21 protein-coding genes are annotated in these 22,909 nt (G+C 28.9%); all 21 read right to left on the bottom strand.

The window, feature by feature from the left end; all coding sequences use genetic code 11:
- Window positions 1-5 precede the first annotated feature (5 nt).
- The 21 genes from HMPREF2767_RS02950 to HMPREF2767_RS02850 all read right to left on the bottom strand — a co-directional run bounded on the left by HMPREF2767_RS02950 (window position 6) and on the right by HMPREF2767_RS02850 (window position 22,870).
- Window positions 6-2,969, bottom strand: coding sequence for a VirD4-like conjugal transfer protein, CD1115 family (locus tag HMPREF2767_RS02950; RefSeq protein WP_070622573.1), 2,964 nt, complete (start codon window positions 2,967-2,969; stop codon window positions 6-8).
- An 18-nt stretch (window positions 2,970-2,987) separates the two neighbouring features.
- On the bottom strand, window positions 2,988-3,293 hold the full coding sequence (locus HMPREF2767_RS02945; protein ID WP_070622572.1) for a hypothetical protein: 306 nt from the start codon (window positions 3,291-3,293) through the stop codon (window positions 2,988-2,990).
- A gap of 70 nt (window positions 3,294-3,363) precedes the next feature.
- Window positions 3,364-5,826, bottom strand: a complete 2,463-nt coding sequence (locus HMPREF2767_RS02940; protein ID WP_070622571.1) for a coiled-coil domain-containing protein — start codon at window positions 5,824-5,826, stop codon at window positions 3,364-3,366.
- A gap of 61 nt (window positions 5,827-5,887) precedes the next feature.
- Complete coding sequence (locus HMPREF2767_RS02935) at window positions 5,888-6,115, bottom strand: TrbC/VirB2 family protein (RefSeq protein ID WP_070457065.1); 228 nt, start codon at window positions 6,113-6,115, stop codon at window positions 5,888-5,890.
- Between the two features lie 14 nt (window positions 6,116-6,129).
- Window positions 6,130-6,390: a hypothetical protein gene (locus HMPREF2767_RS02930; RefSeq protein ID WP_070622570.1), complete on the bottom strand. Its 261-nt coding sequence runs from the start codon at window positions 6,388-6,390 to the stop codon at window positions 6,130-6,132.
- A gap of 14 nt (window positions 6,391-6,404) precedes the next feature.
- Entirely contained in the window at window positions 6,405-9,638 is a 3,234-nt protein-coding gene (locus HMPREF2767_RS02925; RefSeq protein WP_070622569.1) for an isopeptide-forming domain-containing fimbrial protein, read from the bottom strand.
- Window positions 9,639-10,046, bottom strand: a complete 408-nt coding sequence (locus tag HMPREF2767_RS02920; RefSeq protein ID WP_070622568.1) for a LysM peptidoglycan-binding domain-containing protein — start codon at window positions 10,044-10,046, stop codon at window positions 9,639-9,641.
- Between the two features lie 123 nt (window positions 10,047-10,169).
- A complete protein-coding gene (locus HMPREF2767_RS02915; protein WP_148128595.1) occupies window positions 10,170-10,364 on the bottom strand; it encodes a hypothetical protein in 195 nt (64 codons plus the stop codon).
- 533 nt (window positions 10,365-10,897) lie between these two features.
- Window positions 10,898-11,248 carry a hypothetical protein gene (locus HMPREF2767_RS02910; protein WP_070622567.1) on the bottom strand — a complete coding sequence of 117 codons (351 nt, stop codon included), beginning with the start codon at window positions 11,246-11,248 and terminating at the stop codon, window positions 10,898-10,900.
- A 559-nt stretch (window positions 11,249-11,807) separates the two neighbouring features.
- On the bottom strand, window positions 11,808-12,209 hold the full coding sequence (locus HMPREF2767_RS02905; protein WP_070622566.1) for a hypothetical protein: 402 nt from the start codon (window positions 12,207-12,209) through the stop codon (window positions 11,808-11,810).
- Window positions 12,210-12,238: 29 nt separating this feature from the next.
- Entirely contained in the window at window positions 12,239-12,574 is a 336-nt protein-coding gene (locus HMPREF2767_RS02900) for a hypothetical protein (RefSeq protein WP_070622565.1), read from the bottom strand.
- Between the two features lie 135 nt (window positions 12,575-12,709).
- Window positions 12,710-14,143, bottom strand: a complete 1,434-nt coding sequence (locus HMPREF2767_RS02895; RefSeq protein WP_070622564.1) for a primase C-terminal domain-containing protein — start codon at window positions 14,141-14,143, stop codon at window positions 12,710-12,712.
- A gap of 764 nt (window positions 14,144-14,907) precedes the next feature.
- The gene (locus HMPREF2767_RS02890) at window positions 14,908-15,231 is read right to left on the bottom strand and encodes a hypothetical protein (RefSeq protein ID WP_070622563.1); all 324 of its coding nucleotides are present in this window, start codon (window positions 15,229-15,231) and stop codon (window positions 14,908-14,910) included.
- A 57-nt stretch (window positions 15,232-15,288) separates the two neighbouring features.
- Window positions 15,289-15,591, bottom strand: a complete 303-nt coding sequence (locus tag HMPREF2767_RS02885) for a hypothetical protein (RefSeq protein WP_070622562.1) — start codon at window positions 15,589-15,591, stop codon at window positions 15,289-15,291.
- 915 nt (window positions 15,592-16,506) lie between these two features.
- Entirely contained in the window at window positions 16,507-17,766 is a 1,260-nt protein-coding gene (locus HMPREF2767_RS02880) for a hypothetical protein (RefSeq protein WP_070622561.1), read from the bottom strand.
- Entirely contained in the window at window positions 17,735-18,268 is a 534-nt protein-coding gene (locus HMPREF2767_RS02875) for a cysteine hydrolase family protein (protein ID WP_070622560.1), read from the bottom strand. Before HMPREF2767_RS02875 ends, HMPREF2767_RS02880 begins: the two co-directional genes overlap by 32 nt.
- Before the next feature lie 22 nt (window positions 18,269-18,290).
- Complete coding sequence (locus tag HMPREF2767_RS02870) at window positions 18,291-19,364, bottom strand: arginase family protein (protein WP_070622559.1); 1,074 nt, start codon at window positions 19,362-19,364, stop codon at window positions 18,291-18,293.
- Window positions 19,365-19,521: 157 nt separating this feature from the next.
- Complete coding sequence (locus HMPREF2767_RS02865) at window positions 19,522-20,616, bottom strand: ThiF family adenylyltransferase (RefSeq protein ID WP_070622558.1); 1,095 nt, start codon at window positions 20,614-20,616, stop codon at window positions 19,522-19,524.
- A 687-nt stretch (window positions 20,617-21,303) separates the two neighbouring features.
- Entirely contained in the window at window positions 21,304-21,615 is a 312-nt protein-coding gene (locus tag HMPREF2767_RS02860) for a hypothetical protein (RefSeq protein ID WP_070622557.1), read from the bottom strand.
- Complete coding sequence (locus HMPREF2767_RS02855) at window positions 21,615-22,442, bottom strand: ParA family protein (RefSeq protein ID WP_070622556.1); 828 nt, start codon at window positions 22,440-22,442, stop codon at window positions 21,615-21,617. Before HMPREF2767_RS02855 ends, HMPREF2767_RS02860 begins: the two co-directional genes overlap by 1 nt.
- A gap of 158 nt (window positions 22,443-22,600) precedes the next feature.
- Entirely contained in the window at window positions 22,601-22,870 is a 270-nt protein-coding gene (locus tag HMPREF2767_RS02850; protein WP_070622555.1) for a hypothetical protein, read from the bottom strand.
- Window positions 22,871-22,909 lie beyond the last annotated feature (39 nt).

Below are 22,909 nucleotides of genomic sequence, written 5' to 3'. Positions count from 1 at the left end.
ATAACTCACTTCCTTGTCGTTTTTACTAATTCACTAACTAATCTATCTGTTAGCTCTTGATCATCAATTTCATCTAAAAATTCGTAAATCGTTTTGACGTTAATATTATTTTTAAATAATTGATCTAGAATTGTTTCATCAATACCTTTTGTTCCAATCCTTGCGTTAAATATATGAAACAATTGATTAAAAGTTTCTTCCTTTATCACTTCTTTTATCTTAAATAGTCTTTCTTCATAGTAATATTCAAGTCTTTCTCTAGGTGTAAAACGCTTTTTAACACGATTGCTTTCTATCGTTTCTTTTGCTTCTTCTTTATTTTCTAATACATCTTTTATTTCATTCTTTAATGTTTCTAATAAATGAAATGCGTTCGGTGGACAGTTTTTTTGTAAGTTATCGTAAAATGCTTCTTTATCTGGACTATCCATAATTTCTTTATGAATGTTTTCATTTTCTTCTATCTCGTAATACTGTGTAATCAGTTCAGATGCTTTTGATATTTGAGCTGGACTGAATTGATTTTCAGACGATAAATAAGATGTCTTGACTTTTCCACCGTTAGAATTAAACATCGCTTTAAAATCAATCGCATTATCACTCAACACTAAATTTCTGTGTTTAGATGGTATATTAAAACGACTTAACGATTTATTCGTATCAAAATCTTCGATAACTGTTTCAAATGCTCTTGGCATTTGTGTTTTTCCTGTATTTAATATCGGAAATGGTCGTATATCTTTTCTTGATTTATCGCTACTCTTTAGACTTCTAATAACCATTGTTTCTCCCATTACAAAATTTAATAGTTCATCTGGTCGTATTAATGGTTCTGCTTCTAAAGATCTTGATTCATTTACACGTGTATCAAAACGGTCGGATGATAAGTTTTTATTAATTACAGTTTTAGTACCTGCTAACTTAGACATCGTTTCTGCTGTATTCATTGTTGTTGATTTGATATACACCTTGTTTTGACAGTTACTAACGATTGTATTTGTTTCAGATTCATTATATTTAGATTTAATTTGATCTAATTCTTGAACATATAACTCCCAAAGAATGTTACGTCCTAAAGATACAGTTAAGTTTTCTGCCATATCTTGAATTGTTGGGAAGTTACCAAATTCATCAAGTCTAAATTTCACACGTGTGAAACAAGAACGTCCCTCAACAGTTTCACATTCTCTTGCAAGTTCTGAGTACATTTGTGATATAAATATACTTGCGATAAAGTGTTCTGATGAATCATAATCTGGGACAACCATGAATATCGCAATTGGCTTATCAGAATACGTCATATCAATTTCTTCAATAGAATCTGTATCAAAGAACAAATCAACTTCATCATCATACACATACTCATTTGTGTACGGATCAAGTTCATAAGTCAGACCATTTGATTTAAGTTTTCTAGTCGTTTCAACGATTATTTCTTCCTCTGAATTGAATTTAAAATAAATTTCATCATGTTTATCTAATTGAGTATTAAAGTTTATTTCTACTGCACCTGTTGAATCTAACTTAAATGGGTATTCATCATCTTTTATTTCTAATACTCCACGTTTAGAAGCAAATTCTTTTGTAAATTGAACACGTACACTTTTGTTAAAACCGGGTCTTTTAAAGTTTACTGAATGTCGACTCATCATTTTAGCAATAGAGTCTTTGTTGATATCATCTAATTTACCTGCAACAGTCGTAAAAATTGAAGAACGTGTTTTACCCTCAGCAAATTCAACTGTTCCATAAGCAATGACCGCTGGATGCTCTGGATTTTCTGCTTTAAGCATCTGCATATACTGATCTAGTTTATTTACTTCTTTTGTTGGATTATCTGGATCTTCTTCCATAGTTCCATAGGCAATTAGCATGTTGTAGACATTTCTAAAAGTTATTTTTTCTTTTTGATTTGTCTTAACACAATAATCGACAACTGCTAATATCAATGCTTGTGTCATTCCAGATGCAAAATTAATCCATGTTTTATCTTCTACCTTAGGATCATGAAATAAAGTATGAGTGAGTGATTTAGTATATTTTGTCGCATTATCCATATCGCCACGTTCATAATATTTTGTGATTAGATGCAATGGATTGTAACTCATACTGTCGTTCGGATTAGATATATTTAATATTTCTACATCATATCCACGTCTTCTCAATGTTTCATAACTTGCTCCTGCAAGTTCTCCTTTTGGGTCTGCAACAATAATTGATGGTTTAATTTCTGCTCTTGAATCAATGTCCATAGATGGGATTACGCTTGTTACACCTTTACCACTTCGTGATGTACCTATAATTAAAGTATTGAAAGTTGCATCATCTATGAAATAACCATAATTATGTGAAATTGGAAAGCCAGATTGTCCTTTGTACGTGAATGTTTTCGTTGGAACAAGTTTATATGTGTCATTTAGTTCATCCACAGTTGTCCAACGTGCGTTACCTTTTTGATCATAAGATATTCGTTTATATCTATCATATAAGCGATATAATCGGTAACTGATCATTCCTAACCCAACTAAAAGTAGTAGAATAAAAACCCATTTTGCCCAATTAGGTTGTTGTTCTATAAATACAAGTGGGAATATTGCTCCTTTGAAATTTAATACAGCATCCATAATCGCTTCGTTAAATCCTTGAACATCAAAGTGCTTTAAATCTTTCATCTGTACACTCATAAATCCTGTGAAAGATGTAATAATACTTAGTACATAATTAATAATGTACATATGTACTATTAAAAAAATTAACCCTATAAAAAAGAGAACCCATGGAATCCCTAATATATTTCTAGGATCATAAGGTTCTTCTTCTTCATGAATCACAGCTTTATTATCTTGTATTTTATTTTCTATTCTTTTTCTTTCACTTTCCATGACTGGATGATTTAAACGATAAACATACACATAACCAGCAATTATGATAGAAAGAAAAACTAACCAGAATATCCATGTTTCCGTCAATAGATTTTCCTCCTTATATTAATGTGTAACTGTTAATTCAAAATCTGTGGCTTGTAATACAATATTAACTTTATCTTTTTTTTGACCATTATTTTTTTCACGTTGTCTTCTAGTATCAATATCAACTGTCACTTTCACTTCGGTATTCGGTTGATATACTCTCTTTAATTCATTCGCAATTTCACTATTAAAAAATATTGGTATTTCTTTTCCATTTTTATCTAAAATTGTTATGTTTGAATAAACATAACCTTGATGTGATTTTTTAAATTGAATCGGTAATTGAACAATACCTGTAACGATTGCTTTATGTTGTGTTTTCATAACAAACTCCTTATATCTTATAAGTTATATAATATATATTATAAAATATATGTTATAACTTATAGTTGTATTACTTATTTCCTAATATGATATTGACTTGTTTAAGTTCTTTTTCAGCTTTCTTAACTTCTTCTTTATCTTTGCTTTTTTCTATAACTTCTTCTAATTCTGCTTTCATTTGATTATAGTATTCAATTTCTGCAAGTTGCTTATTAATTTCACGATCATTTAATGTTTGGTTAATTTCTCGTGCTTCTTCAAATTGGTTATTATCTAAATAAGCTTGTGCAACTTTTAAACGTTCAGCATCTTTTAATTTTCCTTTATCAGAAATATTTTCATAAGATGTAATAATATCTTCTTTGCTATTATTCATTAATTGATATCTAAAATTCGCAAGTTCATTGTTTGTTTCATTATTTAATTGTTCTAGTCCTTGACTATCTTCTTTTTTATACAATTCTTCACTTAGATGATCGACTTTATCTGGATAATGTTCAGCTATACTTGAATAGTCTTGATTATTAAGTAAGGATTCATATGTTTCTCCTTGTGCTGTATTAAATATTACGTAAGCACCAATTAAAATGAGTAATACTAAAGCAAATAGCATACTTAAAATTCCTGCTAAAAAACGATTAAATTTAGGCTGTTCAGCTTTTTTTGGTTGTATATACTTTAATTCAAGTTCTTTCATACGTGCCACGTGATCATCAGCTTGTTGTTTTTCTTTAATTTGTAGTTCACGTTCACGGTTTTCTGCTTCAATACGTTTTTGTTCAGATATATTATGTTCTTTTTCTTCTTGAAGTTTACGTACATCTATATCTTTTAATTCAAGTTCTTTTAATCTCGTTTTTTCTATCGCTTGTCTTGATTTCTCTTTTTCAATCTTTTCATGATGACGTTCTGCGTTTTCCTTAATCTTTTTAATATCATTCTTAATTTTACTTATATATGAATCATGTGTGAGTTCACTTAATTCATTTTGATAAAGACTATATTTATTCTTTAGTGATTCAGCCATGTTTTGCATTAAATCATGTCTATACTGATCACGTTGAATATAAAATTTATCTAAGTTTTTTTGACGAACATTTTCTACTCTTTCTCTTGATGCTGTTTGTAAATCTTCTCTGTATTTCGAAAGTTTTTCACTTAACTCTTTTTCATGTTCCTTTTCAAGAGTGTCAGTAATTGAATTTTTCTTTTCTTCAAAAGATTTTTCTTCTAACTCCAATTCTTTTTTAAGTTGTTCGATTTTTTCTTTATTACTCTCTTTTAAAGAGTTTAATTCATTCTCTAGCTCCTCTGTTTTCATAGACAAGAGTTCTTTATTCTTACTTGTTAGATCTTTTTCAAAGCTAGTTATTTTACCATTTAACTCTCCTAACTCTTTTTCTTTTAATTCAGTAAGGTCTTCCTCTCTTGGTTTATTTTCGTTTAAGTAAGTATTGAGCTTTTCTTCAATTTCTTTTTTAAGATCTAAATAATAACTATTTAATTCGTTATTATAGTCTTCGATTTTTTTGTTCTTTTGTAATACTCTTTCATATTCAGCCTCATTCAGATATTCTTGTACTGATTTACTTACATAATTGCCTGTGAGGAGAGAAATTTCGGGTGTTTCATATGCAAGTTTAGGTATGATTACGTCCTGTGTATGATTCTTTTTGTTTTCTTCTTTTTTCGGCTCTTTGAAAGATTCTTTATATGACTGTTCTTTCTTTTCATCTAGATTTTTCTCATTTTCTACAACTTCGTTTTCTTCATGAGTATTTGGTTTATATACTTCTTGATTTACATTGTTTTCTTCATTTGTCAGTTCAGACGTTTCTTTTAAATCTTCTTTGTCTTCTTTATCATTATTAGTGTCTTCTATATGTTTTTCTTTAATTTTATTTTCTTCATTCGGTAAATCTTCAATCACTTTCATTTCTTCAATTTCTTTGTCTTCTTTATTGCCAGTTTCAATGATTTTTTCATTTTCAATTTCTTGTTCTGCTTCTTCTCTATTTTTTCTACTACTAAAGAATTTATTAAAAGCACTTGGTTTTTTGTTAGTGACTGACACATTCTCTGATAGTTTATTACTTTTAATTTCATAAGCCTCTTGAATTCTTTCTTTTAGTAACCTTGCATCCTCTTTAAAGTCAGATTTACCATTATCGTATTTTTCGGGATCAATATATGTTGTATCTAGTTGCTCTTCAACAATATCTTTAATCGTATATTTGTTATTCATAAGAGAATATCTGCTAATTTCATATGCTATATTTGTTTCGTTCGATAATAATACAAAACTGATAAATAAACGTTCTTTTTTATCTTCTTTAAATTCTGGTGTATGCACATAATCATGTAATTCTTTTAAAATCCTATCAGCATCTATTAATGGATAAATTAAACCTGTTTTAACAGTTAACTTTAGTCCATCTGATTTTGATAATATTTTATATAATTCTTTAAAACGTTTAGATTTTGGTAAATGAGTAAATTTCACTTTAAGTGGTGCTAATGCTTCCTGTTCCATAGAATCGAATCCTCCTTTAATATAAATAAAAGGGCTGAAATTCAGCCCTTTTAATCATTATTTAAAACGCCATTTGATCTGCAATGTATTGTGCTAAAGCATTAGCCCCTAAAATACACGCCATACCAACCGCAACATAAATTAAAATCTTTTTAGCTTTTCTCGGTCCTTCATCTCCACCAAACATGAAGAAATAACCTGCAACTAAAATCATTAATGCAGCAACAACTACTCCTGCTGTTTGAAGTGTTGATGTGAGGTTCGAAACCGAGTTAATAAAATTATCCATTCAATAATCTCTCCTTAATTATTATTTTTGTGCTTATGTGATTCATTTTTAAACGATTCTTTTTGTACATTTTTTTCTTGAATCTTACTTGAATTTTCAATTAAGAGTTTTAAAGCCTCTTTTTTTATCACATTTTGTTCAAATTCTTTATAAACTTCACCTTGTTTATCCATGATGGATAGACGTGCATGATTTAGCACGTCTTCTCTCCATTCTTTTGGATTTAATCCTACACTTTGAACAATTAAATCTATGTCTTTCTTTTTTAGATTCACACAATCACTCCTTATTAATTTTCTTTTCTAATACGATATAATCTCCAGCCACCTAATCCTGCAAGTAACGCTCCACCTAATACAATGAGGTAATTTACCTCTGTACCAGTATGTGGTAACCAGCCCTCTTTTTGTGGTGGTGTTTTAACTTGTGATGGATCTTTTGGTGGATTTTCTGGTTGTTTTGGCTCTTCTGGTGTTTCAGCTGGTGGTACTTCTTCTGGTTCTTTTTCAACTAAAGTACGAACTTCATTAGATTCAAGTTCATCATCATTAACAGTACCTTTGGCAACGTTTGGAATAATATAGTTGTCACCATCAACTAATTCTTCATTTAACTCTGCATCTTCTGGTAATGTCACTTCCATTTCTGTAACAACAGTTTTACCTTTTAAATCATTAGACGACTCTTCAACATTCCATGAAACAATTGATTGATCTTCGTCAACTTCTACATTGATAGTGTCGATTGTATTTTTATCTGTTGATTCCTCTGATTCAACTTCTGTATTATCTTTTTGTGCTTCTTCTGTTTCAGAGTCTTTCTCTGTATTCTCTTGTGACTCTGATTCTACAGTTTCATCTGTTGTTTCTTCTTCAGCTTTTTCATATTCAGATGCTACTTCTTTATTTTCAGATGTTTCTTCATCTTGTGATTCAACTTCATCTGCTTCATTTTCTGTATCAGTATTTTCTTCAGATGGTTCTTCTTTTTCGATATTTTCAGCAGAATCTTCTTGAGGTACAACTTCTAAATCTACATCTTCATCAAGATAAACCTCTGTTTTAATTACATCTAATGCATCTTCAAGATCGTCATAGAAAGAAATAGAATCTACGTTTTTCTCGTTGGTAATTGTTTGAGAAACTTTGTATGTGTATGTTTCACCACGTTCAATTTGATTTTCTTCTACTTCATTACCTTCTTTATCAATAATTTTCTTTACAATCGCATTATCAACACGCTTCATTTTAGATACAACAGGGTTAGAATCATCATATTTTTCATTGCCCTCTGAATCACTTGTAATCATCTGCGCTGTGTTTTCAAATACAAATGAGTCTTCATCATCTTTAAACTCTGTAAAATCAAAGTCATCTTTAACTGTAACTTGTACTGTTGTATTTAATGACTTACCGACAAATTGTTTTGGATCATTCGCTGTCCATTTAAACGATTCTTTTTCTTCGTCAATTTCTAACGTACCTTGTTCTGTAACATCATTACCATCTGCATCAAATACAACGACTGAATCAAGGTTAAATCCATCGGGTACATCATCTTGTAGCCCTAAAATGCTTGGTACTGTTTCGTTTCCGTATGTTGTATCAATTTGATACTCAAATGTGTCGTCAATTGATACTTCATTTTCTTCTAATAAGCCATCTTCTGTAACAATACCTTTATTAATTTCTGGATCTACCTTTTCTAGTGTTGTTGTCACTTCTGGTGAATCAAGCGTTTCATCATCTACAAAGAGTTGTGCTGTGTTTTTGAAAACAAATTTACCGTCTTCCTCAAATTCAGCAAAACTTACTGTATCTTTGACTGATACTGTTGGAATAACTTGAATAGTTTGTCCAGCAAATTCTGTTGGGTCATTCGCTGTCCATCTAAAGCTTTCATTTTCGTTGTTAATATCTAACGTACCTTGTTCTGTAATATCATTTCCTGCTTCATCTAAAACTACAACTGAATCAACAGCTAAAGCATCTGGAACGTCATCAAATATGCCTAATTTTTCTGCATGTTGCTTATTCGGGAATGTTGCTGTAACTCGGTATTGGAATTGATCTCCAACATTAACTTCATTTTCTGTTACATCTTCTCCATCAGCGTTAATAATTGTTTTATCTACTGACGGATCAACTGGAGTTGGAACGTGTGTGATTGTTGTTTCTGTATCTTTTTGTTCTTTACCGTCTTTAGTAATTGTTGCTTTGTTCGGAATTTGAATGCTTCCATCGTCATCTGTCACACTAGATAAATCAGCATCTGCTTTAATATTTGTTTTTACATTAAATCGGTATGAGTGACCATAAAATGATTTATCTTTTAAAGTATCTTCTTTTGCTTTAAATTTAATGTGGTTACCCTCTGATAAATCTTCAAATAGGTCTGTTACATCTTCGTCATTTTCATTAAATACAGTCACTTCACCTGTTTCTAACACATCATTTAAAACATCTTCCATGATGTATTCTTTATAGAAAAACTCTGGATATTCTGCTGGTACAGTATGTGAGATATCATATTCATATCGTTCATAGATAACTTTTAATTGGTTTTCTAATACATCTACTTCGTCACTATCAGTTACAAGTTTTGCTGGATCTAACACTTCTGTACGAACAGGTTTTTCAGCTGTATACCCGAAATATTGTTCATACTGCCCTGCTTCCCAATCAATGACTTTATCTTTATTATATTCAGACCAATCTTTCGCCCATTTAAAATCAAGCGTATGACCGTCAGCTAAAATAGTAAAATGCCCTTTAGGATCATTAGTATCTAACGTTTGATTTTTAACATCTTCGAAATACGTGTAACCATCATCTTTTTTATTAATATCAACTTCTGATTCAGCTGGTGCATAGACTTTTCCAATATTTTTCATTTGCTTTTCATCAAAGCCCATTCCCTGTAACGCATCAATATCAACAACTGTCATATATGTTCCAGTTAAATCAGTTGCTGGTTCTCCACTTTCAGAGTAAATATATTCAAAGCCTAAGTCGACATAATCATATCCAGACTGATGGAAACCAATATGATTATCAGCAAATGAGAAAAATTCTCCACCTTTAAATCCTGCTTTTTTCCAATCTTTTACAGTAATTTTTAAATCTAAATCTTTACCCTTGAAGTTACCAATGTTTGTATAAGTAACAGAAAGATTTCCTTTTTTATTATCTGCTGGTTCTACCTGCGTATGATAGTCATGCCCGTTTTGATTCGTCTTACTAATCCATTCATCACCTTGTTGTGAAAACTCTGTTTTATCACTAAAACCTGCAATTACAGCATATTTTGCTGGTGCGACACTTTCTTCTGATGGAATTTCTGTTAATTCGTGATCATGAATTGGCTTTGCTTCTGCAACCGTTGGTACAAATGCACTAGATAAAATTGACAATCCTAACAGAACACTCGTTGCACTTCTACCTTTCTTTCTTAATGAAAATCGCTGTTTAACATTTGTGTTGTTAAATGTACTCATTGATTGGTACTTTGTTTTATCTTTCAATTAATTTCCTCCTAAAAAAGAAACATGATATGGATTTTCTTCGACCATGTTTCTCACTCTCTCTATTTCATTACTTTTTGTTTTTTTATTTTCTACAGACTTATCTCTGTTTTTTGATTTATTATCTTGGTATTCATCTATTGTTGTTGTTGGATCTTTCTTTAAGTTTTGTATGAACTGTAAGTAACTTTCAGCATAGATTAAGTCGATATTTTCAATATTGTTTATTTCTGCGACTGTTTCTATGTCTTGATAGTATGTTTCTGATAATTCACTTAAAGTATCGCCCCACTCAACGTAGTACCAATAATAATTATGCGTGTCTGCTCTTACAGGACTACTTAGAATTATCATCATTGCTGTGGTGAGTAATATAATTAAAGAACTATTCTGTTTACGCTTGATCATTATGATCACCTCCTTAAAATAAAAAAAAGCCGTCTATTATTAATTAATAGACGGCTATATATTATATTTTATAAGTTATATTATATATTGTATAAAATATATGCCAAAGTTAGATTTATTTTATTAGTCATGTCTTAAAGCGTATAAATCATATTTCTTAATCGCTTCTTCTTCTGATATATTTTCTTTCTTTAAGCGTTCGATAAAATCCCAGCGTTTTCTACTTGTTCTATATATATCAACGAGTTGCTTTTCAGTAATATCAAATCCATTTTCATTTAATTCTTTGATTAAATATTTATCAATATTAATAATCATTTTTAACACTCCGATCATCATACGCTCTTACATACAAATGAATCTTATTCTCAATATTGAAGTCTTAAAAAAGTACAGACTGGTAGTGTGTTTTTTAAAATCATACATCCATTTTTCTAATACATTACAGAAAACAATCAAAATAAAATTTAAATAATAAAATAAAAATATAGGTCAGATCTACGTTTTAGGCTTTGAACGCATTAACCCTAAATACACCAGTAGGCTCATATCGTCGCACTACGCTTGATCGCTTCGTCCTAATTAAATAGGGATAATGGCAATCTGGTGTACCAGCAAAAGACAGTTTTTAGTTGACTGACAACTGTATTTAAGAATACAAAAATTAATTAAAATATTTAGTGACCATCCGTTGTTCCTAGCTAACTTTGGCTTTCGCATGATAGAACTTAATCTACTAATATCCAAGAACGGTCGCAGGGATACCACACATAACTATATTTAATTTTCAATGTACTGTATGCAAATTATCATTTGCATGTAAGAGCGTACGATTTTTACTAAAATTTATTTTATTTTGCGAATCTACTCTGATTATCTTTTCTTAAAACTGAAATAGATACTAACGGTTCAAATTTATTTTTACGACCGTATATACGTCGACCTTCAAAATTATTAACAAAACGAATATTGTCATAAATTTTAGCAATTGGGATAACAACTTCACTTAGAGGAGTATCGTATTCTAGATGTTTTGAAAAAATTCTTAACTTACGCATTGCATATCCATTGCCAAGATTAATATAACTTTCTCCTGTAAACGTATGAATAAAGTGACCTTTCTTCTCAATCAAATCAACTGTAACAATATCAGAATAATGATAAAAAATACGATGTGTATTTCGATTAATTTGTTTGTGCATTTTAACTCCTCCTAAATATCCGAAATTGTTGAGTTACAACTTAAATTTCAAAAATGGGGAATGGAACCTTTAAGTTGTAGCGTTAGTACAAGTGTTTATACATAAAAAAGGGGGCTCACCACACCTTCGTGTGACAAGCCCCTCAAATAGTCGCTACAACTTTCTATAAGTACAATTCTTCTGTACTTGATCGTATAAAATGCAAAATACGATACACATAATATACACATATCCTGTAGGATAATATGACATATTATGATAGAATAAGTTGTGAACGTGTAGGTTAAGTACACGTTCAACTATTGAGGGGGGCTTGACCACGAAATGTTGGTAGCATTTTGTGGTGACATGACAAAGAGTTGATCACTACTCAACTCTTTGTTGCCCCCTTTTTTATGGTACAAAGTATGTACCAACCTCAAAATCCGAACATATTAAATTCTTAATACTAGTATACGCATAACTTATTCAAATTGTCAAAAGTTATCTTATACTATATTTTTTACTTTTTACCGCGAACATATGTTCTATTTATATTATATCTGTTTCTAAAATAATATCAATGATTATATTCGCCAAGTTGTAAATCATATCTTTCCGAATAAAACTCATCAGGATCATACTTTTGTGTTTCTTCATCAAAATATAACAACATCATATTTTTTTCATCAAATAAATAATCTTCATGTCCTAGTTCATCAATATTTAATTTAACATGGTACATACCATCATACTTTTCATCACTAATAGTATAAGTCCCAACTTCTCCTGCGTTATTAAGTTGTGGATACATTAACTTCACATATTGTTCATCTTGAAATTCTAACAAGAAGCTATCTCCACCACCTTTAGGCTCTGCATAATATGTTTTACCCTCAAATTTATTTTGAGGATTATTACTACATGCACTTAGTACAACCACACTTATCAAGATCATAATAATACTTAATATCTTTTTCATTTTTTCTCCTACTTTCTTTTAAAATAGTTTTATTTCGCAAATTCTCCTAACAATAACAATAAAATCACAAATACGAATCCAAATATTATAATCACAGGAATCATTAACACTACTGCGATTGGGGCAAGCACATATTCTGCAAACATATGAAATACCCATACAATCCCTATCAGACTAAATATAAGCAAATACTTAACTAATATTAATTCTAATACAAGTAATACTGGATACAGGATAATAATAATTGTCCATGTAAATCCATTACTTTTCATTTTTAATTTATCTAACGTTAATGCAAGTATACCAAAAGGCACTACTAACAATATTTTTAAAACATTTAATAAAAATACGATTAACTTAATCATACTAAATCACTCCTAATATTTCTCTTTATTTTTATTTTCTACAACTGCTCACACTATATATATATATGTATGGCAAAGTTGACCGTTAAATTGAAATCGTCCGTAAATGCTTTTGTATCAAGGGTTTTAGGGTTGTTATAGCAACAATTCTCGTTGTTCGATATGACGTTTATTGCTCTCATTTTTAATCATATTTACGATTGATTCTAGGCGTTTTTTATCTTGTTCATCTTCTACATACTGAATAATATTTTCGATCTCTAGATAGCTAAATATTGCCCCTGTCGATTTATTTTTGACATGTTGAACTAGAGATATGAGTGAGTAAATTTTTGTTACTGCATATCTCCCTTGACCAATAACTTTTGTAAAAATTTTCTTAGAAGCATTAATTACTTTGATAATTGTTGCTTTTGATACGTTAAATTCGTTCGCAAGTTGTGATAGAGAAATTTCAACCACACCCTGCTTTGCATTATCATTAATGAATGCTAAGATGTCTTGTTCACGTTCTTCTTGCTTACTATAAACACGTTCATGTCGAGCTTTCTTGTGCTTATATCTTTGATTAAATGCTGTTGATTTATATGAATTATTCGTCCAAGTTTCCATTAAATAATCAATATAATATTTATTAGCCCCTTGATATTTACCAGAATAAGCACTATAAACAGCACGTTTTACGTCATTTGGATTTAAAGGATATTCTAAGTACGTATTAAACTCATCCATTTTATTTAAACAATCTTCTAGTGATACACCCGATTGAAAGTTCGCTAAAGAAAGCGTAAATACTGTGTTATTACGCCCATAACCATGACCTGCATAAATTTGTGCTTGTGTTATTAATTCTCTATACCAAGCTTCTTTAATTTGTTGTTTACTTGAATGAATCGTATTATCTACGACTAATTTAAAGTTAGCGATCACATCATCTGTATATTTCATTGACCAATTCATTAAATCTTTGAAATTATGTGTTTCTTCAAGATTTAAATACTCTATATTATGTTTTGTTGGATAACGGAAATAGCTAAAATGATTACAGATAAGATCCACACCTTTAATCTCTTTAGAAAAGGCTTGTCTTAGGTTTTGTGATATTTTTTTTGCTACTTGTAAGCTCTTATAGTTTTTACTTTTAGATACGTATACTGCTTCTTCTAAAACAAAGTAAGCATGATATCCTTTATCTGTTTTCACTAAGAAAGTAGGTAAAATATTAATATCTAACGCTACATTCATAATATCTTGTGCAGTTGCTTTTGGATTATCAAAATCAATCACAAAGGTATTAATTTGCTTTAGATTTTCTTCAGCATGTCCACTTACTACACCGTTTTTACGAGATAAATAATTAAAAACGTTCGGAGTAAAGTGTGTTAAATTTTTATTACTCATCAACGATTCAACGGATCCAACCGTAAATCCACGGTTCTTAATCATTGCTTCTTTTGATGATGCACAGGCAATCTTTCCATAATTATTTTTTTCTAATAACTGCTGTCTGTTATCTGCAATACCGTTTTTTAATAAAACATTGTATAAGTTATATAGATTTACATTCATGATAATTGCTCCTCTCTTGATTTTTGGTACAAAAATAGCGTTTAGCTATATATCAGCCAAACGCTAGAAGATGCAACTTATCTCAAATAAACCTATATATTATGATGTTTGTTAAAAAAGAGTAAACTTATCCCTAAAAACGACATAATTATAGTGTCTTGTAATTGATTTACTTACTTTCCTATGCTATATTTAACATATAAATCAATTAGTTTACATTACTTAGATTAATTAGGTTGCATCTTCTAGCGAATAGCAAGAAAATATGCATCTAGTTGATCTAGCGTATCAATCTTACCTTGCAAATTTTATTTCTTAGGATCCCCATTCCTATGATAGAAATAAAATGATAAGTTGATTCGGCTGAATATTTAATTGTACTGCTCCATAGCTTTTGCTATGGAGCATTTCTTTTTTAGCAACTAAAATGCACTAAAATTGCTAAACTCTTAAAAGAGTATATTGATTGTCGGTTCCAAAAACAGTCAATATAAAAGAAATGCGTTGAGTTCATTATAATCAATAATAAATTATTTGTAAATTAAATATCTTTTGAGTTATAATATATAATGTATAATATATATTTTATACATTTCAAAGTGAGTAATAACGAACAAATCAAAGAAATGCGTAGCATTTCAACCATGATTTTATATAATATTGGTGCGAGATATTATTGAAAATAAGATCTCGCACTACCTTGTATAGATTAAAACTCTGATTTATCCATTAGGATAAATCGGAGTTTTTTTATTGATCAAATTTTAAAATATACGTAAATCCAGTTTCAATGCCTTTAATAAATCTTCTATAGCTTTTAGTCGGGTTTCTATAAAATAATCTATTTCAATAAATCCTTTATCAACTCCGTTATATAACTTGTCTAAAGTCGAAACATATTTTAGATGTATTTCAGTAAAATAAAGTTTTATTCCTGTCTTTGCTTTTAATTCTTGAAGTAATAGCTCCGTTTCAATTTTATTTAGTGGTAATTCACTCTCTACATATGACCAATCCATATCTTCTTTATTTGAAAGTACATCTAATAAGTATTCTGCAAAATATTCATAAGCATAATTAACTGTCATATTTAATTACTCCTTTTTATTTAAAGTTATGCTCTAGATACCTAGAGCATAAGCTATCTAAATTTTTAATAACTCAATATCTTTATGGTCGTCATAATGATTTACGATACGTTCAAATTCTGATTTATAATTTTCAAAAGTAACGTTTTCACTATATTTCATATCAATTAATGATTTATATTCAGCGTATTCATCAAAAATGATGAAATTACAAAGTTCTTCAAATGTGTTTACTCTGACAAAGTCTTTTAATCTGCCTTGAAGATAATCTTCAACTGTTTCATAATAACTAGAACTTTCACACACACTATCAATGATGTATTCTGTTCCTTTTTCTCTCTCTACAATTGCATAACTCATCTTACATTTCTCCTTTTTTCTACCACTCTTATAATTTTGAGTGTGTAGATGATATTTTATTTACGCATACGTCAAAGCATCTCGTAACGGTATTGCAAGTCTGCTTTAGCACACGGAGTGCTTGGACTTGCAATACATAAGTGAAGAGATGCTAGTATGCAAAGTAAATAAATATCAATCGAAACACGAAAAATAAGAGTGAGTGAAAACGAACGAATCAAAGAAACGCATTAGCGTTTCTTCCATGCCTTTATACAATAAAAAGCCCTATGATCCGTTTAGGATCGTAGGGCTTTCCTCATAATTCTTTAGCATTTATAATATTATTAATTAATTTTAGTACTTCATTTAGCGTTTCTTTTTTTGTAATCAAATATATGAATGTGTAGTGGATTAATATAACTTATTACTTTACTATGCTTAACTCCTTCGTATATACCATATTCAATCATTTTATTATTAAGCTTACTCATGATTGATACAATAACAAGTAAGTCTGTAAGTTTTGAGCTTTTAATCATTGTAATTAAATTTTTTAAAATATAATAATAAAACTATTAATTGTAGAAAATAAACTATGATAGAAGCAGAGAAATACAACTGAACAAGAACAAAAGTATATAATCTTCAAAGTATGCTTCACTCATTGTATGTAAATATATAGATTAGGGATTAAAAATTGATAATCCTACTTTCTTTTAAATAAAAAAAAGAAGGGTTTCTTTTGAAAGTCGCCACCTTCTACGACTTATTATATTTATAATAATACACTTATATAGAAAATGCAAAAAAATTATTTTGATATCTTTCCCGTTTTTAGGTTCTATTTATCATATACAATGGGATATCCCTCTCCATATCAATTGTGTTTCTCATTTCAAGAAATTAGCTAATAATATGTACCTATAATTAGAATCATTTTTCTGTAAAAATATAATTGTCTTTACTTACATACTTTTCTCTAATATAAATAATTATTAGTAATAGTAATTCAATAATTATTAGCGTGAAGCCCAGTAGAGTACCCCAATTATTTGCGGTTATGCTTGGATATTTATCAAAAATATTGATTATTTCTTTAATAGACATAATTAAAAACGGTAGTAAAAAATTCAGGAAAACATATACTTCAATAAAGCTAGATATTACCATTAAACAAAAATAACATCTTAGTTTCGAGTCCGCTTTTTTCCACTCTAACTTAAAATTCTTTAATATTTTTACAGAATCCTGGTGTAAGTTTGGATTATCTAATTTATCACTAATTAGGTAATAGATATCTGTCCTCATATAAACTTTCAATTCAAACAATATTCCTAACATTAAAACTAATATAAGTATCCTACATATGAAAAATAAAAGCTCTAACTCATAATATAAAAAAAATTGACTAATAATAATAATTATAGAAATCAATAGAAAGTCCGCGAACATTCCTGAAAGATACAATATACGCCGTTGATTTTTACTTAACACCCAGATATTAGAAATCCTTGTTTGATAAACTACATGTACTAATCTTCTACCTAAATTTATATTTACATTCTTTAACCCAAAATGTCTTGCTGTTAATACATGAGCTGTTTCATGGTATAATCCCAAAATTATATCACTTATATATAAGATTAGCAGTAAGACCAATAAATTAGGTACTGAAAATAATACTTCTACTTTTGGTATAAAACTTATTCCGTAATTTACATACTGATTGTAAATACAATATAAACTTAAAGAAAAAATAATGATCATCAATATAAAAGTTATTTTATTAAATAATATTCCTGTAAATGGTTTATGGAAAATACTATAGTTAAATTTTAAACCTATTTTTGATTCTATTTCTGGTAGGTTTTTTTCAATTTGAAATTCATTAATTTTAGTTATCAATCCCATTAATGCGAGATTCTTAATGAAATCTTGTATATCTATTTCTTCTTTTAAATCTAGATTTTGTAAACCTTTATTCTTTTTAATATGACTTAAGATTTTCATGCCAATATCAGGTATTTTGAAAAACTTTTCTTCCATTGTACAGCCTACAGTATATAAATTATTAGCATCTGGAGCTGATATATATAATGTGTCCGTTAGTTCAATTTGAATTGTATCTAAAGAAATATTTTTGATTAAAATACTTACTTCTTCACGATGTATATAATTCTTTGTATTCGTCATAATACAATACCTCTATGGAGTTTGACCAGTCTAAAACAGTTCCAATAAAATCATAGATATCTAACCCTTTCATCTCATAGGTTTCATCATCATTTACAGTCGCTGTGGCATCTTCAATAAAGGTCACCTTAATATCTTCATGATATGCATTTATTGCAGTAAATAAACAACAATATTCCGTATTGAAACCAGTTATAAATATATGGTCTATATTTTTTTCTTTTACATACTCTTTAAAATTTTTACTAGTAAAGGCACTAGGCTCACTTTTTTCAAATACTTTACTATTATTTGTATCTACTATTATCTCAATATTATCTTTCTTTTTAAAAAATAAAGGGCTCTTTTCAATATCGTAGTCTATATGCTTAATAAATATTACTTCATTCTTACTTTCTTTAAAATGAGAAATCATTTTTTCTATTCTATCAATTCTCTCTTGAAAATCACCTTGTTCTACAAAACCTTTTTGCAAATCTAAAACTACTAGAGCTTTACTCATATACTATACACTCCTTAAATTTTCAAAATGTTAGATTGATACATTCCCTTAAAATATTTATTACAGTATATTTATCTCTACCCTCTTTATCTAAAAGTGGATTGTATTCCATTATATCGACACCAATTATATTGTAACCTTTTAAACATTTTATAATATATAATAAATCATCTGTAGTTAAACCGAACGGAAGTAAAAAGCTAGAAGAGTTAAATTCACGCGGATCTAAACAATCCATATCTATGGATAAGTATAGGTTTTTACTAATTGGTTCTAACTCATCAATTATACTTTTGATACGATTTATAGAGTCACTAGGTAATATAATATCTTTATCCGTTATCACTTTGTCATATAAATTTTCCCTCACACCGACATGTATTATTTTTTTGACTTTATCTAAATTGCTAACCTCTTTCATAAAATTAGAATGATTAATATTTTGATAATAATCTTGAGAAAAGTTATCAAAATGTGCGTCAATTTTGATAATAACAACATCCTCTACATTTAATGAATCAATTAAGGGTAAAGTACAACTATGGTCTCCACCAATTGATATAATTTTTTCTATACTATTTTCTTTAGTAAGATTATTAATAACATTTTTTATTCTTGCATATAGTTTCTCATTTGATTCACCTGGTATGTAAAGAACATCCCCACAATCAACAACCTCTTTTTCATAAACTTTATCTAAATGACTATATTTTTCCCCTTCTTCATTTAAATATTTGCTAACTCTACTATAACCTGAAGTGATTTTTCTGATGGTCAAAGGCGCAATGCTCGACCCTGGCAATCCAGTTGAACTCCCATCATAAGGTATCCCTAGTAAACCACAACGGTGTTTTTTATGAGTATTAACCCTATCATAATCAAAAAAAGAATAATCACTCTTTTTAAATAAAGGTTCGCTATAATCATTTTTAAAAAATCCATTGCTTCTAAGTGTGGTTATAATATCTGAACCATTTTTTAAATCTAAATATTGTTCTTTATCCAGTTTTACAATTTTGTTATTTTTTTTATTTTTGATAGTGAAAATGCCATTATTCTCATTTATATTTTCTAATTCATTAATATCACTTTTCATTTAAATACAAATCTCCTTATAAAAAAGGCTACATCATATATAATGTAGCCTTTTTAGATTAAGACTCGCCGACTTCATTACGACCACCACGTTTAGTAAGCTCTACTTCATTAAGTTGAACGATTTCGATTTTCATATATATCACCTCCTTAAATATTTATAATCTACACATGCAAGAATTATTTTTTTTAATAAAATTATCAGTAATTTCCATAGTTGCGTAATCAATTTTGATTATTGAGCTCTCTGATTTAGTTGGAGCCATATTTGTTACATATTTAATAAAATCAAAGACCATCATGGATCCTAAAATACTTGAGGATGATGCTATGCAGTTGTTTTCTGGAGAAGGCTGGAAATCCTTTATATATTTTATTTTCTCAACAGCTTCATATTGGTCGTTATTATTAAAATTTGATTCGTTACACATATAACAAGAGGTTATATGTGGTTTTATCAATCTATAATATGAAACTGATTCGCTATTTCCTCCATAAATCCAGGGTATATTCTTTTCTAAGCATATTGTATTTATCCATTCGTTTAGTAAAACGGATGGACGATCTGCTGCACAAATTATAAAAGTTGGACAATAATTTTCCACTATTATTCTTAAGTCATCTTCATTCTCAATTTTTTTGTTAAGATGCTCAAAATTTACATCAGAGTTAAATTCTTCAACAGTTCTTTTAGCAGATAATACTTTTAAATCTCCAATATCAGATTCCCTATATAATATTTGTCTATTGAGATTTGTTTTATCAACTCTATCGAAATCTATCCCCATTATATTTTCAACACCTAAAGCACTAAGATTAAATAAAACTGTAGATCCGACACCACCCAACCCTAAAAGTATAATTCTTTGTTCCTGTATTCTTCTAATATATTCATATTTTTCATTACCTAATGCAGAAAAATTACCTAAAAAATTGATATTCCTTTTATGTCTCTCTTTTTTATCATCTTTGAAATATTCTATATAATCTGATTGGTCTTCTAAAATATAATTATTATCTTTTAAGCCTAATATTAAGTTTTCAATATTTTTCATAGTAATATTCTTATATTTTTTATGCAATTTATTATAAATTTCTTCTGGTGTATGATTACCATCCATTTTCAATAAAATTTGATAAATTTCTCCTGAAGGATCGTTAATTTCTACTGCTTTATTAATAGAACTTCCAATCGATACTTTATCGTTATACCGTGTGACCAATAAATAACTTCGTATTTTTGGATATTTCATATAATCACCTTCTTATTAATTTGAATATTATCATAATTCAGAATTTTTTACAATCAGATAAAACAAAGATTTTCATCTTATTAGTAAGCCTATGCTCCTCAAATATCAGTCGCTACTATTATCAGTGCTATAGTAATAAGAATAACTTGTTATAGTGTAAAAATTTACTCACTCCTTTCTAATTAGATGCACCTCTTAACGGAAAAAGGGTGAATCGTATGCTCACATTCTTCATTGGAACAATAGGTACAATCACAGAAAACTAAAAAACCCCATTTCTGTCCTACCAGAAATGGGGTTTGGTGAATCTATGCTAGAAATCTTCATTATATTTATAATAGCATTTTTGCAATTGCTTGTAAGCATTTCGAGATGACCATATCCCTTTGATAAATTGAATATCATCAACCTATTTAAATTTATCATCTCATCTTTCAAATATCCTTACTAGAGTGTATTGTCTAGGACACAGTAGTTTGCTAGTACAAGTAATACTCTTTCGATTGTGTGATTTTTATCTGTCTCTGGACTAAAAACTCCATGGAATTTAGAACCGTGAGGAAAACAAACTAATTATGCAATAGTATTAAGAAATTCTTGTAATGCTCCAAATTAATAAAAAATAGATTAAATGATTATAATTATTTTATTAATTAACACATAAAACCTAAATTTAGGTTTTATGTGTTAATATTTATTCTGTCTTTTCAATACTTCAACTTTATCCTCTACGTTTTGTTCAAAGTATCTATCAAAATCTTTTTTATCTCTTTCATTTAAAGATTCTATAATCGCATTAATTCCAGCTCTGATAACATCTTCATTTGAAAATTTTTCACCTGCATATAATGTACGTAATGCTAAAATTTGTGAATGTAAATCGCCTGGCACTCTAACTGTTGAATATTTTAATTTATCTAATTTAATTTGCTCATTCGCAAGTGGGTTTTGGTGTGAGCGACCTTGATACTTTTCTTGTGTTCTATCTAATAAACTCATTAAATTTCCTCCTCTAGTGCAACTTCATAACGTTTTAAAAATTCATCTGCAAGTATTTCATATTGTTTAATAGCTTGTTTATCCCAATAATCTTCTTCTGATATACCGAACTCATCCCAAAATTTCACACGCTCCATTGAACGAATAATTTGTTCAAAAACGTATGAACCCCAATCATTAGAAGCATCTTTTAGTGTCATTTCATCTGTTTTTGTGTTTTTACTAAACATGACAGGGATAATTCCAATTACATCAAACTCTGTTTTATAAATATCTCTAAAATCCACCATGTGTAATAGGAATTTGTCAACTGCTCTATAGCTTCTTCTGTGTGTTTGCATGATAATTAGTGAATAATCACATGCGTAAATTGCATTGTTTGAAAAATCGGAAATCGTTGGTGGTGTGTCAATGAAAATAAAATCATAATCATCTTTAATCGGTTGTAAAAATCTTGATAATTCTTTTACACGATCGTGAGTATCTTTATAACGATATTTGTTATTTAAGTAATCAGATAATCCTATTAAATCAAAATCTGACGGTATTATACTTAGATTATCGGATATCTTTAAAATACTATTGTGAACATTGCCCTCTTTTAGTCCATCAAAAATATTAATATATCTTTCATCATGTAATGCGTTTGGTAGCTTTTCATTATCGTATGTACGAATTAGTAATTCTGTTGCATCTGCCTGTGGGTCAAAATCGACAACTAAAACATTATATTTTTTCTTTTCGGCAAGTACATAAGCAAGACCACACAATGTAGATGTCTTACTAACTCCACCTTTAAAATTGTTGATACTTATTATTCTTCCCATGATAGACCTCCTTTTGTTAATTATGAATCTTAATAATTTGAATATATCATATATGATATATGTTATAAACGTTATATCTTATACTTTATATTATATAACATATAAGTTATAAAATATAGTATATACCTAATAAATTATTAGGCATATACTACTTTTATTTAACTAAACCATCTTTCATTTTGTGATACTTGTGACCAATCAATCAGTTCTTCTTCATCTAGGTGATACCAAGACCCGTAAGCGATTAAATCGCCATCTACAATTTCTTTCTTATCATAGTCATAAATTAACACATATTCTTTTGTAGATAATCCACATTTTTGTTCTACAATAATACTTGCATAAATATCTGTAACATCTTTCATTTTCTTAATTGTGACTGTTCTATTTTGTGATACAAACTTTTTTCTTGAAATAACTTCTAACATTTCAATTACTCCTTTTTTCTACCACTCTTATTATTTTGA

The sequence above is a fragment of the Nosocomiicoccus sp. HMSC067E10 genome (assembly GCF_001810835.1).
In the GTDB taxonomy this organism is placed as follows: Bacteria; Bacillota; Bacilli; order Staphylococcales; family Salinicoccaceae; genus Nosocomiicoccus; species Nosocomiicoccus ampullae_A.
Note: the sequence above shows the minus strand (reverse complement) of the source record. Positions and strands in the feature narration are given on the sequence as shown.

Bases quoted from the DNA above. Each gene is read 5' to 3' on its own strand.
- HMPREF2767_RS02945 (WP_070622572.1), bottom strand. From the start codon at position 3,293: ATGAAAACACAACATAAAGCAATCGTTACAGGTATTGTTCAATTACCG.
- HMPREF2767_RS02940 (WP_070622571.1), bottom strand. From the start codon at position 5,826: ATGGAACAGGAAGCATTAGCACCACTTAAAGTGAAATTTACTCATTTA.
- HMPREF2767_RS02935 (WP_070457065.1), bottom strand. From the start codon at position 6,115: ATGGATAATTTTATTAACTCGGTTTCGAACCTCACATCAACACTTCAA.
- HMPREF2767_RS02920 (WP_070622568.1), bottom strand. From the start codon at position 10,046: ATGATCAAGCGTAAACAGAATAGTTCTTTAATTATATTACTCACCACA.
- HMPREF2767_RS02915 (WP_148128595.1), bottom strand. From the start codon at position 10,364: ATGATTATTAATATTGATAAATATTTAATCAAAGAATTAAATGAAAAT.
- HMPREF2767_RS02910 (WP_070622567.1), bottom strand. From the start codon at position 11,248: ATGCACAAACAAATTAATCGAAATACACATCGTATTTTTTATCATTAT.
- HMPREF2767_RS02905 (WP_070622566.1), bottom strand. From the start codon at position 12,209: ATGAAAAAGATATTAAGTATTATTATGATCTTGATAAGTGTGGTTGTA.
- HMPREF2767_RS02900 (WP_070622565.1), bottom strand. From the start codon at position 12,574: ATGATTAAGTTAATCGTATTTTTATTAAATGTTTTAAAAATATTGTTA.
- HMPREF2767_RS02895 (WP_070622564.1), bottom strand. From the start codon at position 14,143: ATGAATGTAAATCTATATAACTTATACAATGTTTTATTAAAAAACGGT.
- HMPREF2767_RS02890 (WP_070622563.1), bottom strand. From the start codon at position 15,231: ATGACAGTTAATTATGCTTATGAATATTTTGCAGAATACTTATTAGAT.
- HMPREF2767_RS02885 (WP_070622562.1), bottom strand. From the start codon at position 15,591: ATGAGTTATGCAATTGTAGAGAGAGAAAAAGGAACAGAATACATCATT.
- HMPREF2767_RS02880 (WP_070622561.1), bottom strand. From the start codon at position 17,766: ATGACGAATACAAAGAATTATATACATCGTGAAGAAGTAAGTATTTTA.
- HMPREF2767_RS02875 (WP_070622560.1), bottom strand. From the start codon at position 18,268: ATGAGTAAAGCTCTAGTAGTTTTAGATTTGCAAAAAGGTTTTGTAGAA.
- HMPREF2767_RS02870 (WP_070622559.1), bottom strand. From the start codon at position 19,364: ATGAAAAGTGATATTAATGAATTAGAAAATATAAATGAGAATAATGGC.
- HMPREF2767_RS02865 (WP_070622558.1), bottom strand. From the start codon at position 20,616: ATGAAATATCCAAAAATACGAAGTTATTTATTGGTCACACGGTATAAC.
- HMPREF2767_RS02860 (WP_070622557.1), bottom strand. From the start codon at position 21,615: ATGAGTTTATTAGATAGAACACAAGAAAAGTATCAAGGTCGCTCACAC.
- HMPREF2767_RS02855 (WP_070622556.1), bottom strand. From the start codon at position 22,442: ATGGGAAGAATAATAAGTATCAACAATTTTAAAGGTGGAGTTAGTAAG.
- HMPREF2767_RS02850 (WP_070622555.1), bottom strand. From the start codon at position 22,870: ATGTTAGAAGTTATTTCAAGAAAAAAGTTTGTATCACAAAATAGAACA.